Source organism: Neorhizobium sp. PAMB6716, from assembly GCF_058242805.1.
The window spans coordinates 1,390,927-1,416,053 of sequence record NZ_JBZAYW010000002.1; the positions used below are offsets into that span (position 1 = coordinate 1,390,927).

A 25,127-nucleotide genomic window follows, 5' to 3' on the forward strand; every position below is an offset into this window, starting at 1 on the left:
AAGAGCAAGAGGGATCGATTACCGACGTACAGCTCTCGTCCTTCTCGAGGCATTCGGATCTGCGGCGGCTGCGTCCATTTACGGAGTACCTTCCTGTCCCCGCCCGGACCATCTCCTTGAGGTGGAGCCAGAAAATGTGAGGGAAGAGGCCTGCAAGGACCGGCCAGCGGTTGAACGCACCCATACCCGCCGCCATAAGAGATCGTTCACAAATGATAAGTGCACAAAAATGATTGAATTGATAGAAATGATATTGCGATAACGGCTGCTTACGCTTATTGTGAGCCTTCCTCAGTAAACGAAGGAATGGCGTGATGAGCGATATGCTCGAGGAGCCGGCTTGCAGACGCTGCATCAATTCGCAGCCCATCGGGCAGCACGGTGACCGGATGAACAGGAGACGAAAACCCGGCAGTGAACGGTCCACGGTCTCCAAAGGCGGCGGACGTCTGGTTCACCTGAAGCCGGCGCCTTCCCTTGACGGCCATCTCGGAGAGCCGTCGTGAAGCACGTTCTGGTCATTGATGATGATCTCGCCATCCGAAGTTTACTGACGGATTATCTGTCCCAACACGCCCTCCGTGTCACCGGGTTGAGTGGCAGCCAGGATCTGCAGAGGGTCCTCAGCACGGATGAGGTGGACCTGCTGATCGTGGATCTCAACCTCGGGCGCGAAGACGGTCTGGATATCGTTCGGAAGTTTTCAAGCACGTCGGATTGCCCGATCATCATCATCAGCGGCGACCGGCTGGAAGAGGCTGACAAGGTTGTCGGGCTGGAACTCGGCGCTGTCGATTACATCACCAAACCCTTCGGCACCCGGGAATTGCTGGCGCGCGTGCGCTCGTCCTTGCGGGAGCGTCCTGTCGTCGGCTCCAAAAAGGACAGGACCATCTACGAATTTAACGGCTGGGAACTGAACATCAAGCTGCGCAGGCTGACCCATGAGGGTGAGGAGGTGAAGCTGACCGCCGGCGAATTCAATCTGTTGACGGCATTCCTGCGGTCTCCACGCCAGATCCTGTCACGAGAGCAACTGCTGTCTGCAAGCCGCGTCCACAATGAGGAGGTTTTCGATCGCAGCATCGATGTGCTGATCCTGCGACTGCGCCGAAAGCTTGAGGTCGACCCCTCGAAACCGGGCCTGATCAAGACGGAAAGGGGCGCCGGTTACCTCTTCGATGCCGAGGTGAAGACGATCCATCGAAACAAGGGGTGAAACTGGCGGCAACCGGTGACGGTGGCGTGACGAGGGGCTTTCGGCGCCTCATCGGGGCGCCCGCTATTCGGTTGCAGCCTGGAAGACCATTTCAAACGCAATCCAATCGGCCCCGTTCGAAATACGCGCAAAAGACGCCGGCTCTACCTCAAGGCAGTAGCTATCGGTCCTGCTACCCTCTTGGAGATCCGCTTTGGCAAAACTTGTCGCGACACTCGCATCCACGCATCATCCCTTTTATCTCAAGGCAACCACCGCTGCTCCCGAAGACCAGATGCCGCAAGCTGCGCAATGGAAGCGGAAGATCGAAGCCTACCGGGAAACGCTGACACGTGCCGAGCCGGATATAATGGTGATGATCGGCTCGGATCACTTCCATCAGATCTTTCTGGATAACTATCCGCAGTTTCTGATCGGGAAGGCACCGGCCTATGACGCGACCTTCTATAACGAGGAACGCGAGTTCGGCCTACCCAGCTACAGGCTTCGCGGCGATGAAGAGATGTCGCGGTTCCTGCACCAATCCCTGCTGCAGCAGAATTTCGACTTTGCGTTTTCCAACGAACTGAAGATCGATCACTCGATCGTCTGCCCGATCATCACCTTGCGTCCGCAAAACGATCTGCCGATCGTGCCCATCTATACCAATATTTTCGCGCCCCCGCTGCACACGCCGCGCCGTTTCTTCGAGCTCGGCCGGGCCATCCGCCAAGCAATCGAAGCCTATCCCTCCGACAAGAAGATTGCCGCCATCGGCACCGGCCATCTCTCGCTGGAACTCGGAGGCCCGCGGCAGTTCATGGAGACCGGGCCGGATCCGACCTTCGACCGGCAAGCCATCGAATGGCTGCGGACGGGGGATGCAAACGCCATTCTGGAAAGCGTGACCCATGAAAGCCTGGAACGGAGCGGGAATGCCACCCACGGCTTCCTGAACTTCATTCTGATGCTTGGCGTGGCCGGCCCCGGTGAGGCTGACTACGCCGACTATCTCGACCTCTTTCATACGATGGAGGCCTATTTCACCTGGTATCCCAAGGATTTGCAGCAATGAGCAAATATTATGTGAACAAGTTCCTGTTTTCAGTCGATCGTGATCCCAAGCTTCTCCAGCGCTATATCGAAAACCCCGAGGCCTTCGTGTCCGCCTGGGAGCAATCGATCGGCCCCAGGCTGCTGAACAGCGAGGTGGAGCTGTCTTCGGTGCATCACCTGACCGATGACGAGCGCAGAGCGCTTGTCGATCATGACTTCGTTGCACTGTTCGAACTGGGCGCGCATTTCTTCCTCAACCTCACGATCTTTGTCGGCATCTACGACGAACCCTACGCGGCAAAACTAGGTCCGCTGACATTTCAACGCCTGTTTGCAGACAGACTGCAGCATTGGCGCGGCAGCGATTACCCCTCCGTCGAGACATAGATCTTGAAGAGTAGCGCCCTCCAGCCGGGTCCGTCCTCACAGACCAAGCCCTCTCCCATTTTTGTTTAACCGGTGATTGTATCATGACCGTATCACTTCCGATTTTTAAGCAGCCTGATGACGTCAGGAAACGCCCACGCCTGTTGGCGCAGTGGACGTTTTTGGCCGCGCTGGCTTTCAGCATCGGGTCCGGATGCGCTTCACCGGGCGGCCCGCGCACCGGTCAGGTGGAGGGCCACAATTTCAAGACCAGGATCGATTGTGCGCGGACAGGAAGCGCAGACACAGTCGACAGGCGCTGCGACATTCCTGTTCTGGGTTATCGCGGCTTTAACGGCCTCTGAGCACGTTTTTAGGTTCTTGCCCGAGCTGAGAAAGACGATTTTGCGCGCCCATGATGTGCGCCAGCGGTGTTGTCTATCGTCGCCGTGCGCGGACACGCGCATTGCGCGAAACGGGTTCAGCAGATCTGCTTTGTCTTCATCCGCATTGGATGGATCGACGTGACAAGACAAATGTCCAAAAAATCAGCCTAGCCGACAAGATTGAGTGGGGCTCAGGTTCTAGGGTTTGTTCATCCAAACAGTGAGAACCAAGCCAATGGATGAAAAATACGAAATCCTGTTGTCCCGCAGGCAGGCCATGCTGGCGGGAGCCACTCTTTCGCTGGCAATGACGGTCCCGGTCTTTGCCTCGGAAACCTCAACCCAACTCCAAATGGAAGGAATGATACGAATGACCGAGAACTTCATTACCACCAAGGACGGCGTCGAGATCTTTTACAAGGACTGGGGTCCGAAGGATGCGCAGCCGATCGTTTTCCATCACGGCTGGCCGCTCTCCTCGGACGACTGGGATGCGCAGATGCTGTTCTTCGTCCTGAAGGGCTTCCGCGTTATCGCGCATGACCGCCGTGGACACGGCCGGTCCCAGCAGGTGAGCGACGGCCACGACATCGATCATTACGCCGCAGACGCCGCTGCCGTTTTCGAAAAGCTTGATCTGCGCAATGCGGTTCACATCGGTCACTCCACCGGTGGCGGCGAAGTCGCACGATATGTCGCCAATTTCGGCGAACCGCAGGGCCGTGTTGCCAAGGCCGTTCTGGTGAGCGCCATTCCGCCGATCATGCTGAAGACGGCCGCTTATCCCGGTGGTCTGCCGATCGAGGTGTTCGATGGTTTCCGCTCTGCGCTGGCGGCCAACCGCGCCCAGTTCTTCCGCGACGTGCCCGCCGGCCCGTTCTACGGTTTCAACCGTAAGGGTGCGACCGTGCATGAAGGCGTGATCCAGAATTGGTGGCGCCAGGGCATGATGGGCGGCGCCAAGGCCCATTACGACGGCATCAAGGCTTTTTCGGAAACCGACCAGACCGAAGATCTGAAAAAGATCACCGTGCCGACGCTTGTGATGCACGGCGCCGACGACCAGATCGTTCCGATCGCAGCGTCCGCAGAACTTTCGGTGAAGCTGCTCAAGAACGGAACGCTCAAGGTATACGAGGGCTTTTCGCATGGCATGCTGACCGTCAACGCCGATGTCCTCAACCCCGACCTGCTGGCCTTCGTGAAGAGCTGAGGCAAGAGCACGCCAAACAGGCCGCCGCGTCACCCGCGGCGGCCTTTTTTTGTTTGTTTTTCCCTGCAAATAACCGCTTCTTCTGCTGCCGCGACCGTCCGAAAATCCCGGCCGGACAGGACACCCTATACGGATGTATGGGTGGCTAGCACTGCTGTCTGACGCCGATTGATGTATGTATAATTTCTTTCACCCACCGTTCAATGGAAGATTTGTTCCATCAGGTCACACCAGATGGGGGGCGTCATGTCTGCACTTTTCACTCCAGCCAATGAGAGCAGCCACCGAATGCCCCAAGGCATGGTGCCGGTTGCAGTTGAGCACGATCAGGTGACGAGATTGCTGGCGCATGCCATGTCCCTCGTCCAGCGCGACCAGGAAGGTGCACTGGAATTTGTGCGGCGGGCCTCTGCGCTTGCAGGCCATGCCGACAGTGTCGGGGGAAATTCGCAACCATCGACCCGCGGCGGCCTGGCTCCCTGGCAGGTCGAACGTCTGAAGCGACACATCGATAAAGCCTATCCGGATCGCATCAACATCGACGATCTCGCGCAGATGACGCGGCTCAGCAGCAGCTATTTCTCGGCGGCGTTCCGGGTGAGTTTCGGCACCTCTCCCCATGACTACATCTGCCGGCGTCGCCTTCATCAGGCCGAGCATTTAATGGCAACGACCGACATCCCGCTTTCCGAGATCGCCCTCGATTGCGGCTTTGCCGACCAATCTCACCTCTCCCGTGTCTTCCGGCGCCTGAAGGGCACAACACCCGCCGCATGGCGCCGTATAAAAAGGGTTTCCTGATTAACCTGTTCTGCCGATCTAAAGGCGCGCTCAGGGGCGCCCTTGCGGATCTCATCCTGAGCGGGTTCGGCAAATTTGAACGGCGTGGATAGGTGGAATTTCTACCGGACTTCGGCCAGGGTGCCGGGAGCAGGAGATACGATGACAAGACGACTGTGCCGGGAACCACACACCGGCTTTCAAGGCGATGCGTTGGCGATGGGCTGAACCGCCCCGGTTCGGAGACCGCCGCGCCACATAACACTGCGTCCGGCCATCCCGAGCAAAGGCGATTGGCTGCTCAGGGCCAGACGGGACCATGGCTTGGGGAGGACGTGAATGACCGTGATTGGGTCGGATCCGGCCGGTCGGCAATGCATCGTCATTTCGGCTGCAGCCGGCGTGCTGTGTACGGCTGGAAGACGGACCTCTCTGCATCTCAGCCCAATGGCAAACCCGGGCCACCGGGAGCTTTGATCTACCCGACGACCCGCTCCACGAAGTCTGCGAACGCCCGCGCCTTGGCGCTTGCAAGGCGCCCGGTGGGAAAGACCGCCCAGAGGTCAATGTTTGGAAGCTCCCAGTCTTCAAGCACGCGGATCACCGCGCCGCTCATGAGTTCCGGCCAGAACATCCAATCGGAGGTAACGGCAAGCCCCATGTCGGCCTTAACCGCGGCACGAATGCCTTCGGCAGCGGTGAACTGAACCCGTCCGGAGACGGCGACGGACGCTTCGGTTCCATCCTTGCGAAAAGTCCAGTTCCTGCCGAGTTGGGTATAAACCACCGCCTGATGCGCGGCGATATCTGCGGGCACCCGTGGTATGCCATGCCTTTCAAGATAGGCTGGGGTCGCGACCACGGACCGTCGACCGGTGGCAAGTCGGCGGGCTACGGCCGAAGAGTCGGCGAGATCACCCATGCGCAGCGCGATGTCGATGCCTTCGGACACGAGATCGATCACCCGATCGTCGAGAACGATATCCACGTCCAGATCGGGATGCATCGCCATGAACTCCGGCAGGCGCGGAATGACCATAAGCCTCGCAAACGTCGTGGCTGCGCATAGGCGAAGTCGGCCCGACAGCCCAGCGCCGGCCCCCTTGGCTTGCAGCTCCGCCTCGTCCGCTTCATGGATCGCCGCTTTCGCTCGTTCATAGAAACGAACGCCGGCGTCGGTTGGCGAGAGGCCGTGCGTCGACCGGATGATCAGGCGAACCTGAAGTCGGTCCTCCAATTGCGCAATCATCTTTGAGATGGCGGGCTGGCCGACACCAATCTGGCGGGCGGCCTGTGAGAACGATCCCGTTTCCACAACCCGCACGAATGCGGTCATCGCCTGCAATCTGTCCATCGCTCATTCTCCGTTGGAATAAGCGTTATCGCCTGAAGACGTCTGCCGCAAGTATACGGGAATGGTCATAACGTTCTCCAGCGAACAGGAACCGATGGAGACAAGCATGATTGACGTCTACGCCTTTGCTACCCCGAACAGCGTCAAGGTGTTGATCGCGCTTGAGGAACTCGGCCTCGATTACGAACTGAAGGCCGTCAATGTCCGCAAGGGCGAACAGAAAGACGCAGCATTTCTCTCGCTCAACGCCAACGGCAAAGTGCCGGTCCTGGTGGACGACGGCTTCGTTCTCACGGAAAGTGCGGCGATCCTCGTTCATCTGGCGGAAAATACCGGCAAGCTGCTCCCTGAAAATGCAAATGACCGCGCTCGTGTCTTCGAACAGCTCTTTTTCCACGCCTCCGCTCTAAGCCCGGCCTTCGGCAATGCCGGTTTCTTCAAGCGCTCCTCGCGGGAGCCACAGCCGATCGCCGAAGCGCGCTTCAGCACCGAAGCTGAACGCATCCTCGGCCTTCTCGATGTCCAGCTTGCCGATCAGGCATTCATCGCCGGCGACGCCTTCACCATTGCCGACATCGCCCATTTCGGCTGGCTGTGGCGCCGGCAATTCCCCGGCCTGACGCTCGACGAGCGCCCGAACCTTTCCCGCTGGTACGAGACCGTGGCCGCCCGTCCCGCCGTCCAGCGTGCCATCGCTCGCGTCGAGGCGCTGCTTGAAGCTCCGAATTCCGCGGCCTGACCCCATGCGTTTCCTGTCCCGCTTCCTCTTCAACCCCGAACGCAAGACCCCAACACAAAAGAGTGTTCCCATGTCCCGTTTCGATACCTACAAAAACAGTTTCCCGAATGCCCGCTTGACGCGTTCACCAAGCGGCGTCCTCGAAATCACCTTCCATACCGAGGGCGGCAAGCTCGTCTTCAACGGTCACACCCATGAGCAGTTCGTCGAACTCTTCCATCAGGTCGGTTCCGACGCGGACAACCGGGTGGTCATCCTGACCGGCTCGGGCGATGCCTTCATGGATGCCATCAATCCCGATGGCTTCGATTTCTTCTCGCCGCGCGGCTACGACAAGATCCTGCGTGAAGGCAAGAAGGTCCTCATGAACATCCTCGACATCGAGGTGCCGATGATCACCGCACTGAACGGTCCCGTCCTTCTGCATTCGGAATATGCGCTGCTGACCGACATCATCCTCGCCACGCCGGAAACCGTTTTCCAGGACAAGCCGCATTTCGACTTCGGCATCGTGCCGGGCGATGGCGTCAACCTGCTCTGGCCGGAAGTGATCGGCTCAATCCGCGGCCGTTACTTCATCCTGACCCGGCAGATACTGGATGCGCAAACGGCCAAAGAATGGGGTGTCGTCAACGAGATCGTGACGGCCGACAAACTGCTCGCCCGTGCTCATGAGATTGCCGAGGGCCTTGCCGCCCTTCCGCCGCTGACGAGCCGCTATACCCGCATTGCGCTGACGCAGAAGCTGCGCCGGATCATCGACGAAGGTGCAGGCTATGGCCTGGCTCTCGAAGGCATCAGCGCCGCGGAAGTCGCCCGTTCGATGGCCTCCCACGGCTGACAACTCCGCAATAATCACCGAGCTTCAGAGGGAGTTCTGAGGCTCGCGCGCAAAAATTTGAGAACTCAAGGAGCAAGATCATGACACTGCAGTCCAAGCTCGATGCCTTCAAGGCCGATTTCGAAGCCGGCAAGCCGCCCTATAACGTACCCTCGTCGGTCATCGAAACCATGCGCCGCGCCACCGCCGAACTGATCGCCTCCGGCGCGGCCGAGAAGGCCCTGAAAGCGGGCGACACATTGCCGGCCTTCAGCCTTGCAGATCCCGACGGCAAGACGGTTTCATCTGCCGATCTTCTGGCGCACGGCCCGCTGGTGGTCAGTTTCTACCGGGGTGTCTGGTGCCCCTATTGCAACATGGAACTGCAGGCACTCCAGGAAACGCTGCCACAGTTCGAGGCGCTCGGCGCGAAACTTGTTGCCATCTCGCCGCAGAATACGGTCAACAGCCGCAAGTCGGTGCGTCAGAACAACCTGACCTTCCCGATCCTGTCGGACCCGCACAATGACGTGGCCGCCGCCTTCGGCCTGCGCTTCGAAATGCAGGATTACCTGGTCGAGCTTTACAAGTCGCTGAAGAATGACCTTCCGGCCTTCAACGGCGATCCGAGCTGGACGTTGCCCATGCCGGCCCGTTACGTCGTCGGCCCAGATGGCGTGATCCTCTACGCGGAGGTGAACCCGGACTATACCCGCCGTCCGGAACCGGAAGACATGCTGCCGGCGCTCCGCCTCGCAGCTAGCCGCACCGCCGTCTGATCCATCATTCACCCCATAAGGCCCTGCTGCCTTGAGGCAGGGCCAGAGGATTTTCCCGATGAAGAGAACCTTTCTGATCACCGGCGCCAGCAAGGGCATAGGCCTCGCCCTGGCCCATCGCCTTGCCACCCGCGACCATACCGTCATCGGCGTTGCCCGCAAGCCGACAGACGCCTTTCCAGGTTTGCTGCATACTCTCGATCTTTCCGAGCGCAGTGCCAACGACGAACTGGCCAGGATCGTCAAGGAAAGCAACGTCGATGGCGTGGTCAACAATGTCGGGCTGGTCAGGGCTGCGCCGCTTGGCGACATCGCCCTTGAAACCCTTGAAACCCTTGAAGAGGTGATGCGCGTCAATCTGCATCCTGCTCTCGTGGCCGTACAGGCCGCATTGTCCGGCATGCGCACCCGCGGCTGGGGCCGCATTGTCAATATTTCCAGTCTCACCGTTCTCGGCAGCGTACAGCGGACAAGCTATGCTGCTGCCAAGGCCGCACTGGTCAGCTCCACGCGAAGCTGGGCGCTCGAACTCGCCCAGACCGGCATCACGGTCAACGCCGTTTCGCCCGGGCCAACCGAAACGGAACTGTTCCGGGCGAACAATCCGATCGGCAATGAAGGTGAGGCGCGTTACCTCTCCGGTGTTCCCATGGGACGGTTCGGCCAACCGGACGAGCTTGCCGCGGCGATTGAATTTCTGCTGTCGGACGATGCCGCGTTCATCACCGGGCAGACGCTGCACGTCGATGGCGGAGCCTCGATCGGGAAGTCTGCCCTATAGGGCGCTTGCTGCCGGTGCTCTACTTGCGCCGGCCGGGCTCCGGAGATCGGCATGCGCCCGCCAGATGACCGTTCACGTGTTCCAAACTCCGGAAGCGGCGTGTCTTCTCCCGGACCCAAACGCACCATCGTGAAACCGAACCAATTGGCGTGTTGAATGGTGCAGTTTCAGAAGGCGGACGGGGTGGCGACGTAGCTGGATCACATCCCATCAAGGCAAAGACCTGGTGCTGTTTCCCAAATAGGTCGCGGTCCAGCGTCCCTGTTCGATATTGTCTCTTGCGGCGGCGTGGAGCATGTCGATGAAGTGGCGGGCGGCGAGCGTGCGTTCTGTATTGTCGAGTGTGGCGATGAGCCAGGTGACCCAAAGCCCCTCGATTGGCGCCCAGGCAAACTGGGTCAGCGGTGAGTTGACCATGCCGCAGTAAGGCATGATGGCGTATCCCACCTTGCGGCGGATGAGATCGTCCATCGGCGCATATTCGGTCTCGATGGCGATCCTGGCGCGGCGGCCGATGCGGGCGAATTCGCCTTCGATCAGGGTGCGCAGGCCATCCGGACGCGGTGTGAGGATCAGCGGGCAATCGGCCACCCGGTCGATGGAAATCGGCTGGTCTACGGAAAGTCCGCTATCGGTCGGACCGACGAGATAGAGCTGTTCCTTCAGCAGCGGTTCCGTATGCAGGTCCGGTTCAGTCAACGGCGCGACAAGAATGCCGATATCGATATCCCGGAAGAAGATCGCCTCGCGCAGCTGAAAAGAATGCGCGCCGCGCACGCGAAGCCGCACATGTGGATAGGTCTCGACATAGGTCGCGACCAGTTCCCCCGTCAAGACGCGCCCCATGAAAGGCGGTGCGCCAAAGGCAAGCCGGCCGGAGGGGGTGTTGGCGGCATGGGTCACCTCTCCTGGGACGCGTGCGATTTCCTCAAGGATCGCCTCCGCTCGGGCGCGAAACACCTCGCCGGCGGGTGTAAGCGTCAGGCCACGGCCGGTGCGATGGAAGAGGGAGGTTCCGATTTCCTGCTCCAGAGCGGCAATCTGCCGGCTCAGCGCGGGCTGCGAAATGTCGAGTTTTTCCGCCACGCGTGACAGATTGCCGAATTCGGCGGCCTTTAGAAAATACTCCCATTTGCGCAGGTTCATGAGAGGCTCCGGACCCTCGGCAGATATGCATTCAAGGTTATAGCTGAACTGCTGTTCTGTCTATTGATGAAAGTCAGGCGCCCTGGGATAGTGCTGTCCAAGGGTTGAGGAGCCCGCATTCGAGGAGGAAACCATGTTGAAACGCGCCATCATGATCGCGAGCACGCTCGCCGTTGCCACCATTCCGGCTTTTGCTGACACGAAGATCGCCATCGGCACGCCGCCAATCGCCGAAGTCGAAGCGGCTTTCGTCGCCAAGGATGAAGGCCTGTTCGACAGACAGGGCCTTCAGGTCGAGTTTCTGCCCACAGGATCGAACCAGACGCTGGTGGCCTCTTTGGTCGCGGGCTCTCACCAGATCGTCGCCATATCTCCAACCGTGCTGCTGCAGGCGGTGGAGAGTGGCATCGATCTTGTCGTCGTCGCCAATTGCGGCGTCACTGCACCACGCACCGCCAAGAATGTCGGGCTTGCCGTGCGTGAGGGCGTTGCCGTCGACAAACCGGAGGATCTCGTGGGGAAGAAGGTGGGAACGCCCAGCATTGGCGGCACGCTTGATATTCTGTTTCGGCAGTGGCTGAAACAGAAGAACATTGCGGAAAAGAGCGTCACCTTCATCGAGGTGCCGATCCCCAACACTGCCGATGTTTTGAAGGGCGGCACGATTGACGCCATCATCGCCGGGCAGCCCTCGCTGGGACGCGCTGTCAGCCAGTCCAGTGGCAAGGTGGCCTTCCACTTTATGTCGGATCTTCCCGCAGACATTCCCTACACAACCTTTGTCGCCACGCGCGAATGGGCCAAGGCGAATGCTGCTGCCATCACATCCTTTCGCGCAGCCTTCGGTCAGTCAGCGGATTTCATTGGCAAGAATCAGGAAAAGACCCGCGAAATCGTCTCGAAATACACACGTCTGCCCATCGAGGTTCTGGCCAAGATCGAGTTGCCGGAATGCAAGCCCGTGCCCACGGTTGCAGCACTCGACTACCTCCAGGATGCGATGCGCGAAGGCGGACTGCTGAGCGGCAGGATCGATACCGCAGGGCTGATCGCACCCTGACCGCACGCGCGCCGGCGGGCGCAGATCCGTTCAACGACCGCCTTTTTGACACGTTACAGGTGACATCATGATCCAGATGACCGGCGCAGAAGCGCTGACCCGTTTGCTCGTTCTCGAAGCCGTGCCCTTCGTGTTCGGCATTGCCGGGGGCAAGCTTAACCCTCTGCTCCATGCCATTTCTGAGGAACCTTCCATCCGTTATCTGGGGGTTCGGCATGAGGCAGCCGGCCCGCTGATGGGCGCGGCCATTGCGGCAGCCAGCGGGCGGATCTGCGTCGCCCTTGGCGAAATGGGGCCGGGTTCCGCCAATCTGGTCGGCGGCCTCGGAACGGCTTTCAACAACAACCTGCCGCTCCTGCTCATCACCTCCAACAATCATCTTGCGGCCTCCTATCCAAACCGCGGCATGTTCATGGATCTCGATACGCACGCACTCCTGAAGCCTCTCACCAAATGGAGTGCCGTTGTTCATGATGGACGCAGGCTCCCCGATCTCGTGCGCGACGCCTTCCGCCATGCCCTGACCGGGCGAAAGGGGCCGGTGCATCTCGATGTGCCGCAGGAGATCCTCGGCGGTCGCTTCGAGTTCGATGAGGCGGTGTTTTCCCTCTTGCCCGAACAGTATCGCTCGGTCGAAGGGCCGCGTGCGCCGGCCGGGCAGATTGCAAGGGCCGCCGACGTGTTGGCTGCGGCGCAACGGCCGCTTCTGGTCGCCGGCGGCGGCGTGGTGTCGGCAAATGGCGGCGATCTGTTCCGCAAGCTTCTTGCCCATATCAAGGCTCCGGCACTTGCGACCCAGATGGGCATCGGCACGGTGCCGTCGAATTCGCCTTATTTCATCGGACATGGCGGCATCATCGGCGGCGATGCTGTCCAGACGGCATTCAAGCAGGCGGATGTGATCCTTGCGGTCGGCTGCCGGTTTTCATCCTGGTTATGGGATGACGGTGGGGCGCTCACCAAAGGTGATGCGCAACTCATCAACATCAACATTGACCCCATGAGCCTTGGCGCCAATACGCCCCATGCGCTGGGTATATGGGCCGATGCGGCCAGCGCGCTCAAGGATCTGATTGACGCAATCGCAAGCCGCACGATGGCGGATACCTCCGGCTGGCTCACGCATCTGCGGGGTATCCATGCGGGATACCAGTCAAAGCTTGCAGACATGAGCAAGGACGAGGGTGCCATCATGCACCCGGCGCGCCTGGGAACGGCCCTCGGTCGGTTGCTGCCGCAGGATGCGTTGATTGCCTATGACGGCGGTCACACGTCTTTCTGGAGCAATGACTTGACGCCGGCAACCATGGAGCGGACCCGCTTTCATGAGCCCGGCATGTGCCAGCTCGGCTTTGGAACGCCCTATGCGGTTGCCCTGAAGCTGCTGCATCCCGACCGTCCGGTCTTTAATATCTGCGGCGATGGTGCCTTCGGCTTTACACTGTCAGAACTTGATACGGCCCGTCGTTATGGTCTGCCGATCATCACCGTCATTCACAACAATGCATCCTGGGGCGTCATCAAGATGGGCCAGCGCAAGAGTTTCGATTTCTCGTTCGGGGCGGATCTGGAGGGTACGGATTACGCCGAGATCGCCCGTGGTTTTGGTTGCCATGGCGAGGTTGTGACGAAAGAAGAGGAGATCGGTCCAGCCCTTGAAAGAGCGATAACCTCTGGTCTTCCGGCTGTTCTCGATTGCCGTGTTCGCTTTGAGGCGCATCCCAGCATGCCGTATTTTGCCAGGATGAATGCCTATGGTTATCCGAAGGGTGCCAGTGCCGGCCCGCATGCTGCTCTCGTGAAAGGAGCCTGACATGGCCGCAACGCAAGCCCCTTTCCATGCCGGAGAGTTTGATAGGGCGGACCCGGTGCCACTGAGCGTGCAACCACGCATCCGCATTCGCGATGTGACGCTCTCCTATGGCGCCCTGCAAATCATAGGCGGTATCAGTGTCGACATTGCTCCGGGCGAAACCATTTCAGTCATCGGCCCGTCCGGTTGCGGCAAGACGACATTGCTGAGGATGCTGGCAGGCCTTGCAAAACCCACCTCCGGCAGCGTTGAGCTTGACGGATCGGTTCTGGCCGGTCCGAACCGTTCCGTCGCCATCGTCTTCCAGGATTACGGCAAGGCGCTTTTGCCCTGGCGCACGGCAGCTGGAAATGTGTCGCTGGCGCTCGAGGCACGCGGTTGCCCTGCACGGGAACGCCCGGAGATCATCCGCGACCTTCTGGACAAGATCGGCCTTGGTCGCCATGCGGACAAATATCCGTCGGAAATGTCCGGGGGCATGCAGCAACGTCTTCAGATTGCCCGCTGTCTTGCGCAGGAACCGAAGGTGCTTCTGATGGACGAACCCTTCGGCGCGCTGGATGCCATGACCCGGCAGGCGCTTCAGGATGAAGTTCTGTCGCTCGTCGCAATGACGGGCGCGACCATGGTGTTTGTCACCCACGATCTGGAGGAGGCGATCTATCTGGGGGATCGTATCGTCTGCCTGCAGCCCAATCCGGGTCGTGTTGGCCGCATGGTGGATGTTCGGCTGGCCCGGCCGCGCGATCAGCTGATGACCCGCGAGGATCCTGAATTCCTGCGCCTGCGGCGTGAGCTTTACGATCTGATCAAGGACGATCACCAATGAGATCCGTGCTCAAGACCAGCTGGCGCGCGGCCCTTCTGCCCGCTGTCGTCATCGTGGTGGCGCAGATTGCCGCGACCGCCACACAATTGGAAAGCGACAGTCTTGCAAGCCCCCTGGACATCGTTGCAGCCTTCTTCGCTGTCCTCACGGATGGATCGCTGCTGCGGGCAACGGCCGATACGCTGATGGCTGCCTTCTGCGGCTGCGTTCTGGGTGTCGGCGCCGGGTCGCTTATCGGCGTCGTGCTGGGGCTCTTTCGTCTGGCCGATGACAGTCTCGACCTGACCATCGAGCTGTTGCGACCGGTGCCGGTTGTTGCCCTGATCCCTGTGGTCATGATGTTGCTGGGATTTGGCGCGCGCATGGAGATTGTCATCATCGCGCTCGGGCTTTTGTGGCCTTCGGTCGTGCTGGCGCGCGCAGCCGTTCGGGACGTCGAACCGCGGCTGATGGAAGTGTCGGCCGTGCTCATGCTTGGCTTTTCTGCAAGGCTCACCAAGATCGTTCTTCCGGCCATCGTGCCGCAATTGTTCATGTCGCTCAAGCTTGCCGCAGGCTACGCTCTAGTGGTCGCGGTGACAGTGGAAATCACCGCCAATCCCTTTGGTCTTGGCTATGGGATCATGATGGCGCAGCAGGCGCTGCGGCCGGCGGAAATGTTTGCTTATCTGCTCTGGATCGGTGCCATCGGCTGGTTGATCAGCCTCCTGCTCAACGCGGCGCAACGCCGTGTCCTGCCGGCCTTTGAAAAGGGAGACGCACGATGAGAACGAGGTCTTTGCGCAAGCTCCTTCTTGGGCTCCTGGGCCTTGCGGTGTTCATCCTTGTCTGGAAGCTGATCACCGACGCCAAACTCGTCTCGCCGATCTTCTTTCCAAGCCCGGAGCGCACCCTGGCGTCGCTCATCAAGGGGCTTTCCGGCGGTACTCTTCTGGGGCAGACGCTTGAGACAGTTCAGCGCATGCTGCTTGGCTGGCTGCTTGCGTCGCTCGTTGGCATCATGCTCGGTGCTCTGATCGGTGTTTCCCGCCGGACCCGTGCCTTCATTGCCCCGACGCTCGAGCTTCTGCGGCCGCTGCCTGCCTCTGCCATGATCCCGATTGCGATTGCCTTTCTCGGCTTTTCGGATCCGATGGTGCTGGTGGTCATCGCCTTTGGCGCGCTATGGCCGATGCTGCTTGCCACCATTCACGGTTTTGCCGCCATGGAGCCGCGACTTTACGAGGTAAGTGCCGTGCTGGGTCTCACCCGCCTGCAAACCATCTGGAAACTCGCCTTGCCAAACGCCATGCCGATGATTCTGGCCAGCTTGCGGCTCGGCCTCACCATCTCGTTGATCCTTGCCATCGTCGGTGAAATGCTGGCAAGCCGCGATGGCCTTGGCCAAAGCATCTTGCTTGCCAGCCGCAGTTTCCGGTCGGCGGATCTCTTCGCCGGCATTGTGATCCTGGGCGCGATCGGCCTTGTCGGCAGCCGTCTCCTGTCTCTTGCCGAAGCACGTCTCCTGCGGTGGCAGGCCACTCGATAATCTTTAATCCCCAACTGGATATGACCATGTTCAAGCTCTCCGACGCCACAATCATCATCGATGCGGCACTTGCCGAAGCGCGGTCCCGCTCACTCGCGCCGCTTGCGGTGGCCGTGCTGGATGCCGGCGGGCATCTCATTGCCTATCAGCGGGAAGACGGTGCGGGCATCGTCCGCTTCGATATCGCCTACGGCAAAGCCTGGGGATCTCTGGGCATGGGTTTTGGCACCCGCGAACTGACGGAGCGTGCGGCGAAGAACCCTGCGTTCATCACGGTTCTGGCCACAGTCAGCGGCGGGCGCATGGTGCCGTCGCCGGGCGGCGTTCTCGTTGTCAACAAGGAGGGCATCGTGATCGGCGCCGTCGGCATTTCCGGAGATATCGGCGACAATGACGAGATCTGCGCTATCGTCGGCATTGAAAAGGCCGGCTTGCGGGCTGCTCCGAAAACCGTCGCCTGATTGCAACAGGCCGGGTTCCCGGCCAACATGGTTCCGCGCAGTGCCAGATCGCAAGGCCGCCAGAGGACGAAGCGGCGTTGACCGCCCGTATCACGGGAATGGTTCATCAGACCGGTTGCTTTGTCTAGCTTTTGACAGGGTCCTTGAGACTGCTGTGGCGGGCGATGAAGGAGGGCGTGCTGGTGAGCGCCAGTGGCGCCTTTCGTCCATGGATGCGCGACAGCAGGGTTTCGGTGGCGAGTACGCCGAGCGCACGGCCGGACTGATCGATGCTGGAAAGGTTGATGAGACTGAGTGCGGCCACGGGGGAATTGTCGTAGCCAATAACAGCCAGGTCCTCCGGCACACGGACGTCCATTTCGGCCGCCAGGTTAAGCAGGGTGACGGCGTCGAGATCGCTCCAGCAGAAGACGGCTTCGGGGCGATCGGGGCGGCGTAGAAAGGTGCGGATGCTGTCTTCCCGATCCGGCGAAAAGACCGGTATGCTCTGTATATCGATTTCTGCGGCAAGGCCTGCCGTTTCCATGGCCTGACGATAGCCGATTTCGCGCTGATGCACGACAGACACCCGGTGACCCTCGATAGAGCCGAGCGTCAGCATTGAGATCCTGCGATAGCCGCGCTCGATAAAGGCCTGTACCGCGAGCGCTGCGCCCTGTTGGTCGTCGCAATTGACCGTGTCGAAATTCTCGGCTGCCGGGTCGTGATAGCCGACGGCAACGATCGGTATCTGTTCTGCAAAACGCGAGATCGTCTCGGAGGGCAGGCGAGGTGCGACCAGGATGAGGCCGTCCATCTTGTAGTCTATCATCGATTCGATCAGTGACGTTTCAAGCTGAATTTTGGCCTCACTGACGCCAATCATTGCGCTGTAATTGGACGGCGCGAGAATGCCGTTCACGCCATCGATGATTTCCGGCAGGAACGGGTTGCGGATATCCACGAGCAGAAGCCCGATGGTGAAGGTGCTGCCGCGCAAGCCTCGCGCCGTGCGCGAAGGCCGATAGCCAAGCGTGTCTATCGAGGTTTCGACCCGACCGCGCAACGCCTCGCTGACCCCGTAGGCGTTACGCAAGACCTTTGAGACCGCGGCGACCGATACCCCTGCATGAGCGGCCACCGTTCGGATCGTCACCCGTTCCCTGGTGGTGGCCGTTTCGTCTCTTGCGGTCATAATTTTTTCCGTCTTTTCAACTGCTGCGATCACCATGGCAGATGGCGCAGCAAATATCTATTGCATCTCGGAAGAAAATGTAGAACGTTACACATAGAACGTTCTACAAGACGTCAGGGAGGACATCATGAACATTCACGCGCCCGCCAGCCGTAAGGGCTTGACGCAACGCCGCTGGGCCGCGGAAATGATCGCGCCGTTGTCGGATGAGGGCGTCGGTCGTCCTGCAAGTTTCGTTTCAAAGACATTTGCGCTGGAGGCCATTCCGGCTGCTGTCGATCTCTTCATTTCCGCGCAGGGGCTCTATCGCTGCTTCATCAACGGCAAGCGTGTCGGCGAAGACCTGCTGACGCCCGGCTGGACCAATTACGACCATCGCATCGCCTTTCAGCGTTATGATGTTGCGCCGCTTCTGTTCGCTGGCGAGAACCGTATCGAGATCTGGCTGGCGGACGGCTGGTATCGTTCGCCGATCATGTGGGGCGAAAACGCCATTGCCAATTGCTGGGGTGATCGGATCGCTGTTATCGCCGAGCTGGTCGCTGGTAACCGTACGCTGCTTTTGACTGATGCCAGCTGGAAGAGCGGCGTTCTTCCCTTATCAAAGTCGGGCATCTATTTCGGCGAGGTTTATGACGCACGCATCGCGCCGGCTGAGACGCATGGCACGGGCACCATTGCCTTTGACACGGGCCTGCTCGTTGCCCATGAGACGGCGCCCGTACGTGAGCTTTCGGCACTTGCTCCTCTTGAACAGTGGCGTGATGCCGAGGGATGCCTGGTCTATGATTTCGGTCAGAATGTCGGCGGTTATGTCCGTTATACGGTCCGGGGCAAAGCGGGTGCGCAGGTGCGTGTCGAGCATTCGGAAGTGCTTGGGCCGGATCGCTATTTCGACAATCGCAACTACCGCACTGCGGTGGCTGAAACGCATTATACGCTGGCAGGCGAGGGGAATGAGACCTACGCGCCTTACTTCACCTTCCAGGGGTATCGGTATGCCCGCGTAACGATCACCGGCGAGGCTGAAATCGTCTCCATCGCCTCAGTGCCGATCTCCTCGGTCCCAGATATCAAGGGCGGTTTTGAGAGCGGCTCCAAGCTCGTCAATCGGTTAGTTCTCAACACCGTCTGGTCGCAGCGCGGCAATTTCATCGAAGTGCCGACGGATTGCCCGCAGCGCGACGAGCGTCTTGGCTGGACCGGCGATGCGCAGGTCTTTGCGCCGACAGCTTGCTGGCTGGCCGACAGCGAGGATTTTCTGCGCAAATATTTGCGCGACGTGATGGCCGATCAACGCCCGGACGGCGCAATCCCGCATGTGTCACCCGATCCGACGCGGCTGCATCCCGAGCATTTTCCGGGTTATGCCGGCTCCACCGGCTGGGGCGATGCCATCGTCATCATTCCCTGGGTTCTTTATACACACTACGGTGACCGCGCCCTGCTCGACGAGTGTTTCGATGCCATGGTGCGTTGGGTTGATTTCCTGTGGTCGATCTCGGATGGCCCGATCGTTCATCCGCCGCCGCACTGGGGCGATCGTGGTTTCACCTTCGGCGACTGGCTGCAACCGGTAGGCGACAACCGTAAGCCGCGACCAACCATAGCCGACGATTGCGCCGCGACCCTCTACCACTTCATCTCGACCGATCTTCTGGCACGTATTGCCGGTGTTCTCGGGCATGACGGTGTGCGTCAGGCGATGGCACGCCGCGCGGGCGATATCCGCGAGGCTTTTGCTTTCGAGTTCATCGCGCCTTCGGGCCGTCTCGCCCATAACGACCAGACATCCTACGCGCTCGCCTTTTTGAACGACCTTATTCCGGCCAGGCATTTCGAGGCGGCCAAGGGGCATTTCCGTCGTGTTGTCGAAGATGCGGACTACAAGATCGGCACCGGCTTTATCGGTACGCCCGCCCTTCTGCCGTCGCTGACCAAGCTTGGCATGGACGATCTCGCCGAAAAGGTCTTCCTGCAGGAGGAGGTGCCGGGCTGGCTCTATCAGGTGAAGCAGGGGGCGACGACGATATGGGAGCGCTGGGATTCCATGGCGCCGGACGGGACGATCTACGATCCCGACATGAACAGCTACAACCACTATTCCTATGGTGCCGTATGCCAATGGCTGTTTGAAAGCGTGGCCGGTATTTCACCCGATCCGGAGCATCCCGGTTTCAAGCGGGTCAAAATTTCGCCGGTGCCGCTTGAAAGGCTGAACCCGGTTTCCGCCTGGCATGAGATCGCCAAGGGTCGGATCGAGGCGTCGTGGACGATGGCTGATGGCAAGGTCGAATACAGCATCAGCCTTCCCGAAGGCTGCGAGGGACTGTTCGTGCCGACGGCGCGGCACGTCAATCCGGTTGTGGATGGCAAGCCCGTTTCCGGCGATACCCTGCTGGCGGCCGGGCGTCATCTGATCACCTTCGACAGTCCGAAAAGCAACTAAAGTACGTCCAGCAAAAGTGCGTCAGCGGTTTTGCGTCCGGACTGCATGAAAGCAAATCGATAGAGCATTGAAGGTGATCCCGTTTTCACCGGAACGGCTCTAGTGCATTCCATCGTGTCGTCTTACTGTTCGGAGGAGGAACATCATGACACTGCGTATGAAGTCAAGACTGACGGCTGTAACGGCCCTGACAGCGCTTCTGTTGTCGGGAACGGCCTTTGCCGATACCACGCTCACCTTTCTGGTCGACAATAACGCCGACTCGGTCGCGGCTGCCGAGGCGCTCGCCACGGCCTATTCGCAGAAGAACCCCGAGGTGACCGTTGAAATCGAACAGCGCCCGGGCGGCGGCGAGGGCGACAACATCGTCAAGACCCGGCTTGCGACCGGCGAGATGACCGATGTGTTCCTCTACAATTCCGGCTCGCTGCTGCAGGCGCTGAAGCCCGAGACATCGTTGCTGGATCTGAGCGACCTGCCGTCGCAGGGAAAGGTTGCCGATGGTTTCAAATCCGTCGTTTCGTCCGGTGGCAAGGTCTACGGTGTGCCTTATGGTACGACGATGGCCGGCGGTATCTTCTACAACAAGAAGATTTATTCCGAACTTGGTCTGACGCCTCCCAAGACCTGGGCCGAGTTCATGGCCAACAACGAAAAGGTCAAGGCGGCCGGCAAGGTCGCCGTCGCCCAGACCTATCGCGACACCTGGACGTCGCAGCTTTTCGTGCTGGCCGATTATTACAATCTGCAGGCACAGGCACCCAATTTCGCGGCTGATTACACGGCCAACAAGGCGAAATATGCAACGACGCCTGCCGCGGTCAAAGGTTTTGAGCGGCTGCAGGACGTTCACGACAAGGGCCTGCTCAACAAGGACTTCGGGGCTGGCACCTATGACGATGGCCTGCGCATGGTGGCGACCGGAGAAGCGGCGCATTATCCGATGCTGTCCTTTGCCATCGGCGCGCTGAAGCAGAACTATCCCGATGACATGGCCGATGTCGGCTTTTTCGCCCAGCCGGGAGATGATGCCGCCAACAATGGCCTGACGATCTGGATGCCGCCAGCGGTTTATATTCCAAAGACAACGGCCAATGCCGAGGAAGCGAAGAATTTCGCTGATTTTGTCGGCAGTGTCGATGGTTGCAAGGCGATGATGGCCGTCAACACCGTGCAGGGGCCGCCGCTGATCGATGGCTGCGAGCTGCCGGCAGACGTCCCCGCTGCAATCGTCGACATGTTGCCATACTTCAAGGACGGTAAGACGGCGCCAGCGCTTGAATTCCTGTCGCCGATCAAGGGGCCGGCACTGGAGCAGATCACTGTCGAAGTGGGTTCCGGCATGCGACCGGCTAAAGAGGCGGCTGCCCTTTACGACGAGGATGTGCGCAAGCAGGCCAAGCAGCTCGGTATTGCGAACTGGTAAGCGCCGCTCCAGAAGAGCAAACCGCCCGCGAGAGCGGGTGGTTCCCCAAGCCGTGGAAGGAGGACCCATGGTCGAGGCCACGAAACGCACTTCGCCTTATCCGCTCTGGTTTTTTCTGCCGGCAGCGGTGATCTATGGCGTCTTTTTCCTTCTGCCGACGGCGACGTCCTTCTGGTACAGCCTGACGCGCTGGGACCTGATGACGGCGCAGTTCATCGGTCTGGAAAACTTTCGCCAGTTTTTCTCCGAGCCGTTTCTGGTGCAGGGTGTGATCAATACGCTGATCTATGCCGTCATGACCTGCGGGCTGAAAACAATCTTCGGCCTGCTGCTTGCCGTTCTGCTCACCAGCAATCTGATTGCTCGCGGCTTTCTGCGCGCCGTGGTCTTCTTTCCTGTTCTGGTCTCGACTATCGGTATCGGCATTACCTTCACGGTGATGATGCATCCGACACGCGGCATCATCAATGTGGCTCTGGAAGTGGTTGGCATTGATGGGCCGGGCTGGCTGACCAATCCGGCACTTGCGCTGTTTTCCGTGGCGCTTGTCGATCTGTGGAAGGGTGTCGGGCTGGCAACGCTGATCTTCATTGCCGGTCTTGCCGCCATCAGCCCGGATTATTACGAGGCGTCCCGAATTGATGGCGCGACAAGAATGCAGCAGTTCCGCCGCATCACCCTGCCGCTGGTCCGGCCGGCAACGATAACGGTTGTTACCTTGTCGCTGATCGGTGGCCTGCGGTCATTCGATCTGATCTGGGCGATGACGCGCGGTGGGCCGGGCTTCTCTTCCGATGTCGTCGCCTCCGTCATCTACAAGCAGTATCAGGCCGGGTTCTATGGCCTCTCGACGGCGGGCAATGTCATCCTGTTTGCCCTGATCGCGGTCATCATGGTGCCGTTGACCATCATGTTCAACCGACGGGAGATCGAACAATGATGCGCTATCGCCCGGTCGTCATCGGCAGCATTTCGCTTGCCGTCGCCGCCGTCGTTTTCATCGTCCCGTTCCTGTTTATAGCCTTGCAGGCTGCCAAGTCCCGCGCGGAGGCATCGCGTCTCAACTTTGCATTGCCGAAGGAATGGCTGCTCTGGGACAACCTGGTCGCGGTCATAGAGGCGCGTAACTATCAACTGCTGCTCGCCTATTTCAATTCCACCGTCATCACCGTGTTTTCGGTCACGATCCTCGTCGTGCTTTCAGCGATGGTGGGCTATGTCATGCAGCGTCGCCGCTCCCGCTGGAATGGTGTGGCGCAGACTGCGCTGCTGATCGGGCTGATGATGCCGCCCGCCGTAGTGCCGACCATCGGGCTTCTTCAGTCGATCGGCCTGTTCAAGACCATGACCGGCATGGTGCTGATTCAGGTTGCCTATAATCTCTCGTTCTCGACGCTGCTTTATCGCTCGTTCATAGGCACCATTCCGCGCGATCTCGATGAAGCGGCACTGATCGATGGCGCAAAGCCGTGGCAGATCTTCTTTCGGGTGGTGATGCCGCTTCTAAAGCCGGTGACGGTCACCAATATCGTCGTGCAGTCGATTGCCATCTTCAACGATTTCACCAACCCGCTCTATTATCTGCCGGGCAAGGAAAACGTGACGGTGCAGCTGACGCTCTATAATTTCCAGAGCATGTACACGAGCCAGTACAATCTCTTGTTCATGAACATCCTCCTGGTGACGATCCCCCCGCTCATTGTCTTTATCTTCTTCAATCGACAGATCGTTGCCGGCATGACGGCCGGCGGCGTGAAAGGCTAAGTGTATGTCAGGTGTAGAACTCAAGGACATTCGCAAGAGTTTCGGTGCGCTCGAAATCATCAAGGGCATCAATCTCGACATCAAGTCTGGCGAATTCGTCGTTTTTGTCGGCCCCTCCGGATGCGGAAAATCCACGCTGCTGCGCATGATCGCCGGGCTTGAGGATGTGACATCCGGCAAGCTGACGATCGGTGGAAACGACGTGACCTATGCGGACCCGTCCAAGCGCGGCATCGCAATGGTGTTTCAGTCCTACGCGCTTTATCCCCATATGACGGTTGCGGAAAATATCGGCTTCGGCCTGTCGTTGGCGGGTCGTCCCAAGGCGGTGATCGAGGCGAAGGTGCGGGAGGCGGCGGATGCGCTCCAACTGACCCATCTGCTCGATCGCAAACCGAAGGCGCTATCAGGCGGCCAGCGTCAGCGAGTCGCGATCGGCCGCGCCATCGTGCGCAATCCGGAAGTCTTTCTGTTCGACGAGCCCCTCTCGAACCTCGATGCATCCTTGCGTGCACAGATGCGGCTCGAAATCACCGACCTGCACAAGAAACTGGGGGCAACGATGATCTATGTGACCCACGATCAGGTCGAAGCAATGACGATGGCAGACAAGATCGTGGTTCTGAATGCCGGGCAGATCGAGCAGGTCGGCAGCCCCATGGATCTCTACAACAGACCGGCAACACCGTTTGTGGCCGGTTTTATCGGCAGTCCGAAAATGAACCTCTACTCGGGTGCTGCTGCCGAGAGCCTTGGCTGCCAGACCTACGGAATCCGGCCGGAAGACCTGACGCTCACATCCGCAAGCGGCCGATGGACTGGCAGGATCCGTCACGTCGAGCGGCTTGGGGCCGACGCACTGGTCTACTTCAAGGTCGAAGGGTTGGGCGACATGGTAGCCCGTACCACCGGCAATGCGGGTTTCCAGCCGGGCGAAACGGTATGGGCGACGCCGACACCTGGCGCTGAACACCGTTTCGATCGCTAATGCCATTCTGCCGGTTTTTAGGCCTTGGCCGGGCGACATCAACCTGAGGGGCTGGGCTCCAGCCAAAAGTGGCTTGATTGTCGGTCAGTCGCTTCCCGTGCTGCAAGCTCCGGGGTAGGGACCGGAGGAGCACAGTGCTGCAAGCCTTTACTGGACTTCGTTGACATATCGATGATTGGCGGTGGTTGCACGGTGTGCTGAAATCAGCACCGGAACGGCCATCTGGTCGTAGGCCACTTCATCGATCGTCAGCACTGCGGCGGGAAGCGTCAGCTCGAGCCACCGGGCATCGGCGTCCGTTGCGAGGTCAGCTCCGATCTGCTCGCGAATTGCCGAAATGCGGATGCCGTATTTGTCCAGCAGATGCAGGTAGAAGAGGGGCGGCACCTGCGCCGGGTTGTCGGGGAAGTCGGGAACGCGTTCGCGGGGCAGTGTCAATGTTTCATGCATGATGGGGCGGTCATCGACGTGGCGCACGCGATGAAACGTGACGACGGGGGTGCCTTCCTCGATCTGTAATTTGGCACCCTGCACGGAAGTCGCTTGAGCGCTGGCAATGGCGGTCACGGTGGTCACGGACTTGCTCAGCGTGCCGTCCAGCCCATGCAGACGAAAATACTGGAAGAACAGGCGCAGGCTGTGTTGCGGCTTTCGACCCGTCACCACCGTCCCTGTCTTGCGGCGGCGGCTCAGCAATCCGTCATTGGTGAGATCCATCAGAGCGCGCCGGATAGTGCCGACTGCGACACCATAAGTTTGCGCCAGCGCCACTTCGCTAGGCAACACGGCACCCGGCTCCAGTTTTCCCAGCATGATGGCTTCGGTGATCTGCCGCTTCACGACTTCATAGAGGGGCAGGGACAATTCGCTCAATCGCATGGGTTCTGATGAATTATTGGGCAATTCCGGCAATGATTTGCCTCTTCTTTGGAGTTGACTTGGTGCTTCGAGCTGAGCACTATTACTATATAGTTTATATGAAAGCGCAAGCTGAGGCGGCGGCGCTGGATGCCTTGA

The 25,127-nt window shown here is 59.7% G+C and carries 24 protein-coding genes; 20 read left to right on the forward strand and 4 right to left on the reverse strand.

Annotated elements, in window-relative coordinates:
- Positions 1–502 precede the first annotated feature (502 nt).
- The 5 genes from AC4CWH_RS24960 to AC4CWH_RS24980 all read left to right on the forward strand — a co-directional run bounded on the left by AC4CWH_RS24960 (position 503) and on the right by AC4CWH_RS24980 (position 5,020).
- Positions 503–1,219, forward strand: a complete 717-nt coding sequence (locus tag AC4CWH_RS24960) for a response regulator (RefSeq protein WP_491321840.1) — start codon at positions 503–505, stop codon at positions 1,217–1,219.
- Between the two features lie 193 nt (positions 1,220–1,412).
- Positions 1,413–2,273 carry a DODA-type extradiol aromatic ring-opening family dioxygenase gene (locus tag AC4CWH_RS24965; RefSeq protein ID WP_491321841.1) on the forward strand — a complete coding sequence of 287 codons (861 nt, stop codon included), beginning with the start codon at positions 1,413–1,415 and terminating at the stop codon, positions 2,271–2,273.
- Positions 2,270–2,641, forward strand: a complete 372-nt coding sequence (locus AC4CWH_RS24970) for a hypothetical protein (protein ID WP_491321842.1) — start codon at positions 2,270–2,272, stop codon at positions 2,639–2,641. Before AC4CWH_RS24965 ends, AC4CWH_RS24970 begins: the two co-directional genes overlap by 4 nt.
- 600 nt (positions 2,642–3,241) lie before the next feature.
- Entirely contained in the window at positions 3,242–4,219 is a 978-nt protein-coding gene (locus AC4CWH_RS24975) for an alpha/beta fold hydrolase (protein WP_491285575.1), read from the forward strand.
- A gap of 246 nt (positions 4,220–4,465) precedes the next feature.
- Positions 4,466–5,020, forward strand: a complete 555-nt coding sequence (locus AC4CWH_RS24980) for a helix-turn-helix transcriptional regulator (protein WP_491321843.1) — start codon at positions 4,466–4,468, stop codon at positions 5,018–5,020.
- A 457-nt stretch (positions 5,021–5,477) separates the two neighbouring features.
- Here AC4CWH_RS24980 and AC4CWH_RS24985 read toward each other — a convergent pair whose 3' ends face one another.
- A complete protein-coding gene (locus AC4CWH_RS24985) occupies positions 5,478–6,353 on the reverse strand; it encodes a LysR family transcriptional regulator (protein ID WP_491321844.1) in 876 nt (291 codons plus the stop codon).
- A 106-nt stretch (positions 6,354–6,459) separates the two neighbouring features.
- On the opposite strand from AC4CWH_RS24985, the gene AC4CWH_RS24990 reads away from it, so the two are divergent.
- From AC4CWH_RS24990 to AC4CWH_RS25005, 4 genes are all read left to right on the forward strand, one after another.
- A complete protein-coding gene (locus AC4CWH_RS24990) occupies positions 6,460–7,092 on the forward strand; it encodes a glutathione S-transferase family protein (protein WP_491321845.1) in 633 nt (210 codons plus the stop codon).
- A 70-nt stretch (positions 7,093–7,162) separates the two neighbouring features.
- The gene (locus tag AC4CWH_RS24995; RefSeq protein ID WP_491321846.1) at positions 7,163–7,933 is read left to right on the forward strand and encodes an enoyl-CoA hydratase/isomerase family protein; all 771 of its coding nucleotides are present in this window, start codon (positions 7,163–7,165) and stop codon (positions 7,931–7,933) included.
- 80 nt (positions 7,934–8,013) lie between these two features.
- Positions 8,014–8,691, forward strand: coding sequence for a peroxiredoxin-like family protein (locus AC4CWH_RS25000; RefSeq protein WP_491321847.1), 678 nt, complete (start codon positions 8,014–8,016; stop codon positions 8,689–8,691).
- Positions 8,692–8,749: 58 nt separating this feature from the next.
- The gene (locus tag AC4CWH_RS25005; RefSeq protein WP_491321848.1) at positions 8,750–9,472 is read left to right on the forward strand and encodes an SDR family oxidoreductase; all 723 of its coding nucleotides are present in this window, start codon (positions 8,750–8,752) and stop codon (positions 9,470–9,472) included.
- Positions 9,473–9,682: 210 nt separating this feature from the next.
- On the opposite strand, the gene AC4CWH_RS25010 is transcribed toward AC4CWH_RS25005, so the two are convergent.
- The gene (locus AC4CWH_RS25010) at positions 9,683–10,618 is read right to left on the reverse strand and encodes a LysR family transcriptional regulator (protein WP_491287681.1); all 936 of its coding nucleotides are present in this window, start codon (positions 10,616–10,618) and stop codon (positions 9,683–9,685) included.
- A gap of 133 nt (positions 10,619–10,751) precedes the next feature.
- Between AC4CWH_RS25010 and AC4CWH_RS25015 the strand changes: the two genes are divergently transcribed.
- The 6 genes from AC4CWH_RS25015 to AC4CWH_RS25040 all read left to right on the forward strand — a co-directional run bounded on the left by AC4CWH_RS25015 (position 10,752) and on the right by AC4CWH_RS25040 (position 16,309).
- Positions 10,752–11,678: an ABC transporter substrate-binding protein gene (locus AC4CWH_RS25015; protein WP_491287679.1), complete on the forward strand. Its 927-nt coding sequence runs from the start codon at positions 10,752–10,754 to the stop codon at positions 11,676–11,678.
- A 67-nt stretch (positions 11,679–11,745) separates the two neighbouring features.
- Positions 11,746–13,491: a thiamine pyrophosphate-binding protein gene (locus AC4CWH_RS25020; protein WP_491321849.1), complete on the forward strand. Its 1,746-nt coding sequence runs from the start codon at positions 11,746–11,748 to the stop codon at positions 13,489–13,491.
- A gap of 1 nt (position 13,492) precedes the next feature.
- Positions 13,493–14,320: an ABC transporter ATP-binding protein gene (locus tag AC4CWH_RS25025; RefSeq protein ID WP_491287676.1), complete on the forward strand. Its 828-nt coding sequence runs from the start codon at positions 13,493–13,495 to the stop codon at positions 14,318–14,320.
- Positions 14,317–15,087 carry an ABC transporter permease gene (locus AC4CWH_RS25030; RefSeq protein ID WP_491321850.1) on the forward strand — a complete coding sequence of 257 codons (771 nt, stop codon included), beginning with the start codon at positions 14,317–14,319 and terminating at the stop codon, positions 15,085–15,087. The genes AC4CWH_RS25025 and AC4CWH_RS25030 overlap by 4 nt, the downstream gene beginning before the upstream one ends.
- Complete coding sequence (locus AC4CWH_RS25035; RefSeq protein WP_491287672.1) at positions 15,084–15,848, forward strand: ABC transporter permease; 765 nt, start codon at positions 15,084–15,086, stop codon at positions 15,846–15,848. The genes AC4CWH_RS25030 and AC4CWH_RS25035 overlap by 4 nt, the downstream gene beginning before the upstream one ends.
- Positions 15,849–15,868: 20 nt before the next feature.
- On the forward strand, positions 15,869–16,309 hold the full coding sequence (locus AC4CWH_RS25040) for a GlcG/HbpS family heme-binding protein (protein WP_491321851.1): 441 nt from the start codon (positions 15,869–15,871) through the stop codon (positions 16,307–16,309).
- A gap of 124 nt (positions 16,310–16,433) precedes the next feature.
- Here AC4CWH_RS25040 and AC4CWH_RS25045 read toward each other — a convergent pair whose 3' ends face one another.
- The gene (locus AC4CWH_RS25045) at positions 16,434–17,483 is read right to left on the reverse strand and encodes a LacI family DNA-binding transcriptional regulator (RefSeq protein WP_491287754.1); all 1,050 of its coding nucleotides are present in this window, start codon (positions 17,481–17,483) and stop codon (positions 16,434–16,436) included.
- Positions 17,484–17,610: 127 nt separating this feature from the next.
- Between AC4CWH_RS25045 and AC4CWH_RS25050 the strand changes: the two genes are divergently transcribed.
- From AC4CWH_RS25050 to AC4CWH_RS25070, 5 genes are all read left to right on the forward strand, one after another.
- Entirely contained in the window at positions 17,611–19,932 is a 2,322-nt protein-coding gene (locus AC4CWH_RS25050) for a family 78 glycoside hydrolase catalytic domain (protein ID WP_491321852.1), read from the forward strand.
- Between the two features lie 145 nt (positions 19,933–20,077).
- The gene (locus AC4CWH_RS25055; protein ID WP_491321853.1) at positions 20,078–21,358 is read left to right on the forward strand and encodes an ABC transporter substrate-binding protein; all 1,281 of its coding nucleotides are present in this window, start codon (positions 20,078–20,080) and stop codon (positions 21,356–21,358) included.
- A 67-nt stretch (positions 21,359–21,425) separates the two neighbouring features.
- The gene (locus AC4CWH_RS25060; RefSeq protein WP_491321854.1) at positions 21,426–22,298 is read left to right on the forward strand and encodes a carbohydrate ABC transporter permease; all 873 of its coding nucleotides are present in this window, start codon (positions 21,426–21,428) and stop codon (positions 22,296–22,298) included.
- Complete coding sequence (locus AC4CWH_RS25065; RefSeq protein ID WP_491287664.1) at positions 22,295–23,122, forward strand: carbohydrate ABC transporter permease; 828 nt, start codon at positions 22,295–22,297, stop codon at positions 23,120–23,122. Before AC4CWH_RS25060 ends, AC4CWH_RS25065 begins: the two co-directional genes overlap by 4 nt.
- A 4-nt stretch (positions 23,123–23,126) precedes the next feature.
- A complete protein-coding gene (locus tag AC4CWH_RS25070; protein ID WP_491321855.1) occupies positions 23,127–24,110 on the forward strand; it encodes an ABC transporter ATP-binding protein in 984 nt (327 codons plus the stop codon).
- Between the two features lie 147 nt (positions 24,111–24,257).
- On the opposite strand, the gene AC4CWH_RS25075 is transcribed toward AC4CWH_RS25070, so the two are convergent.
- A complete protein-coding gene (locus AC4CWH_RS25075; protein WP_491322332.1) occupies positions 24,258–24,989 on the reverse strand; it encodes a GntR family transcriptional regulator in 732 nt (243 codons plus the stop codon).
- Positions 24,990–25,127: the final 138 nt, after the last annotated feature.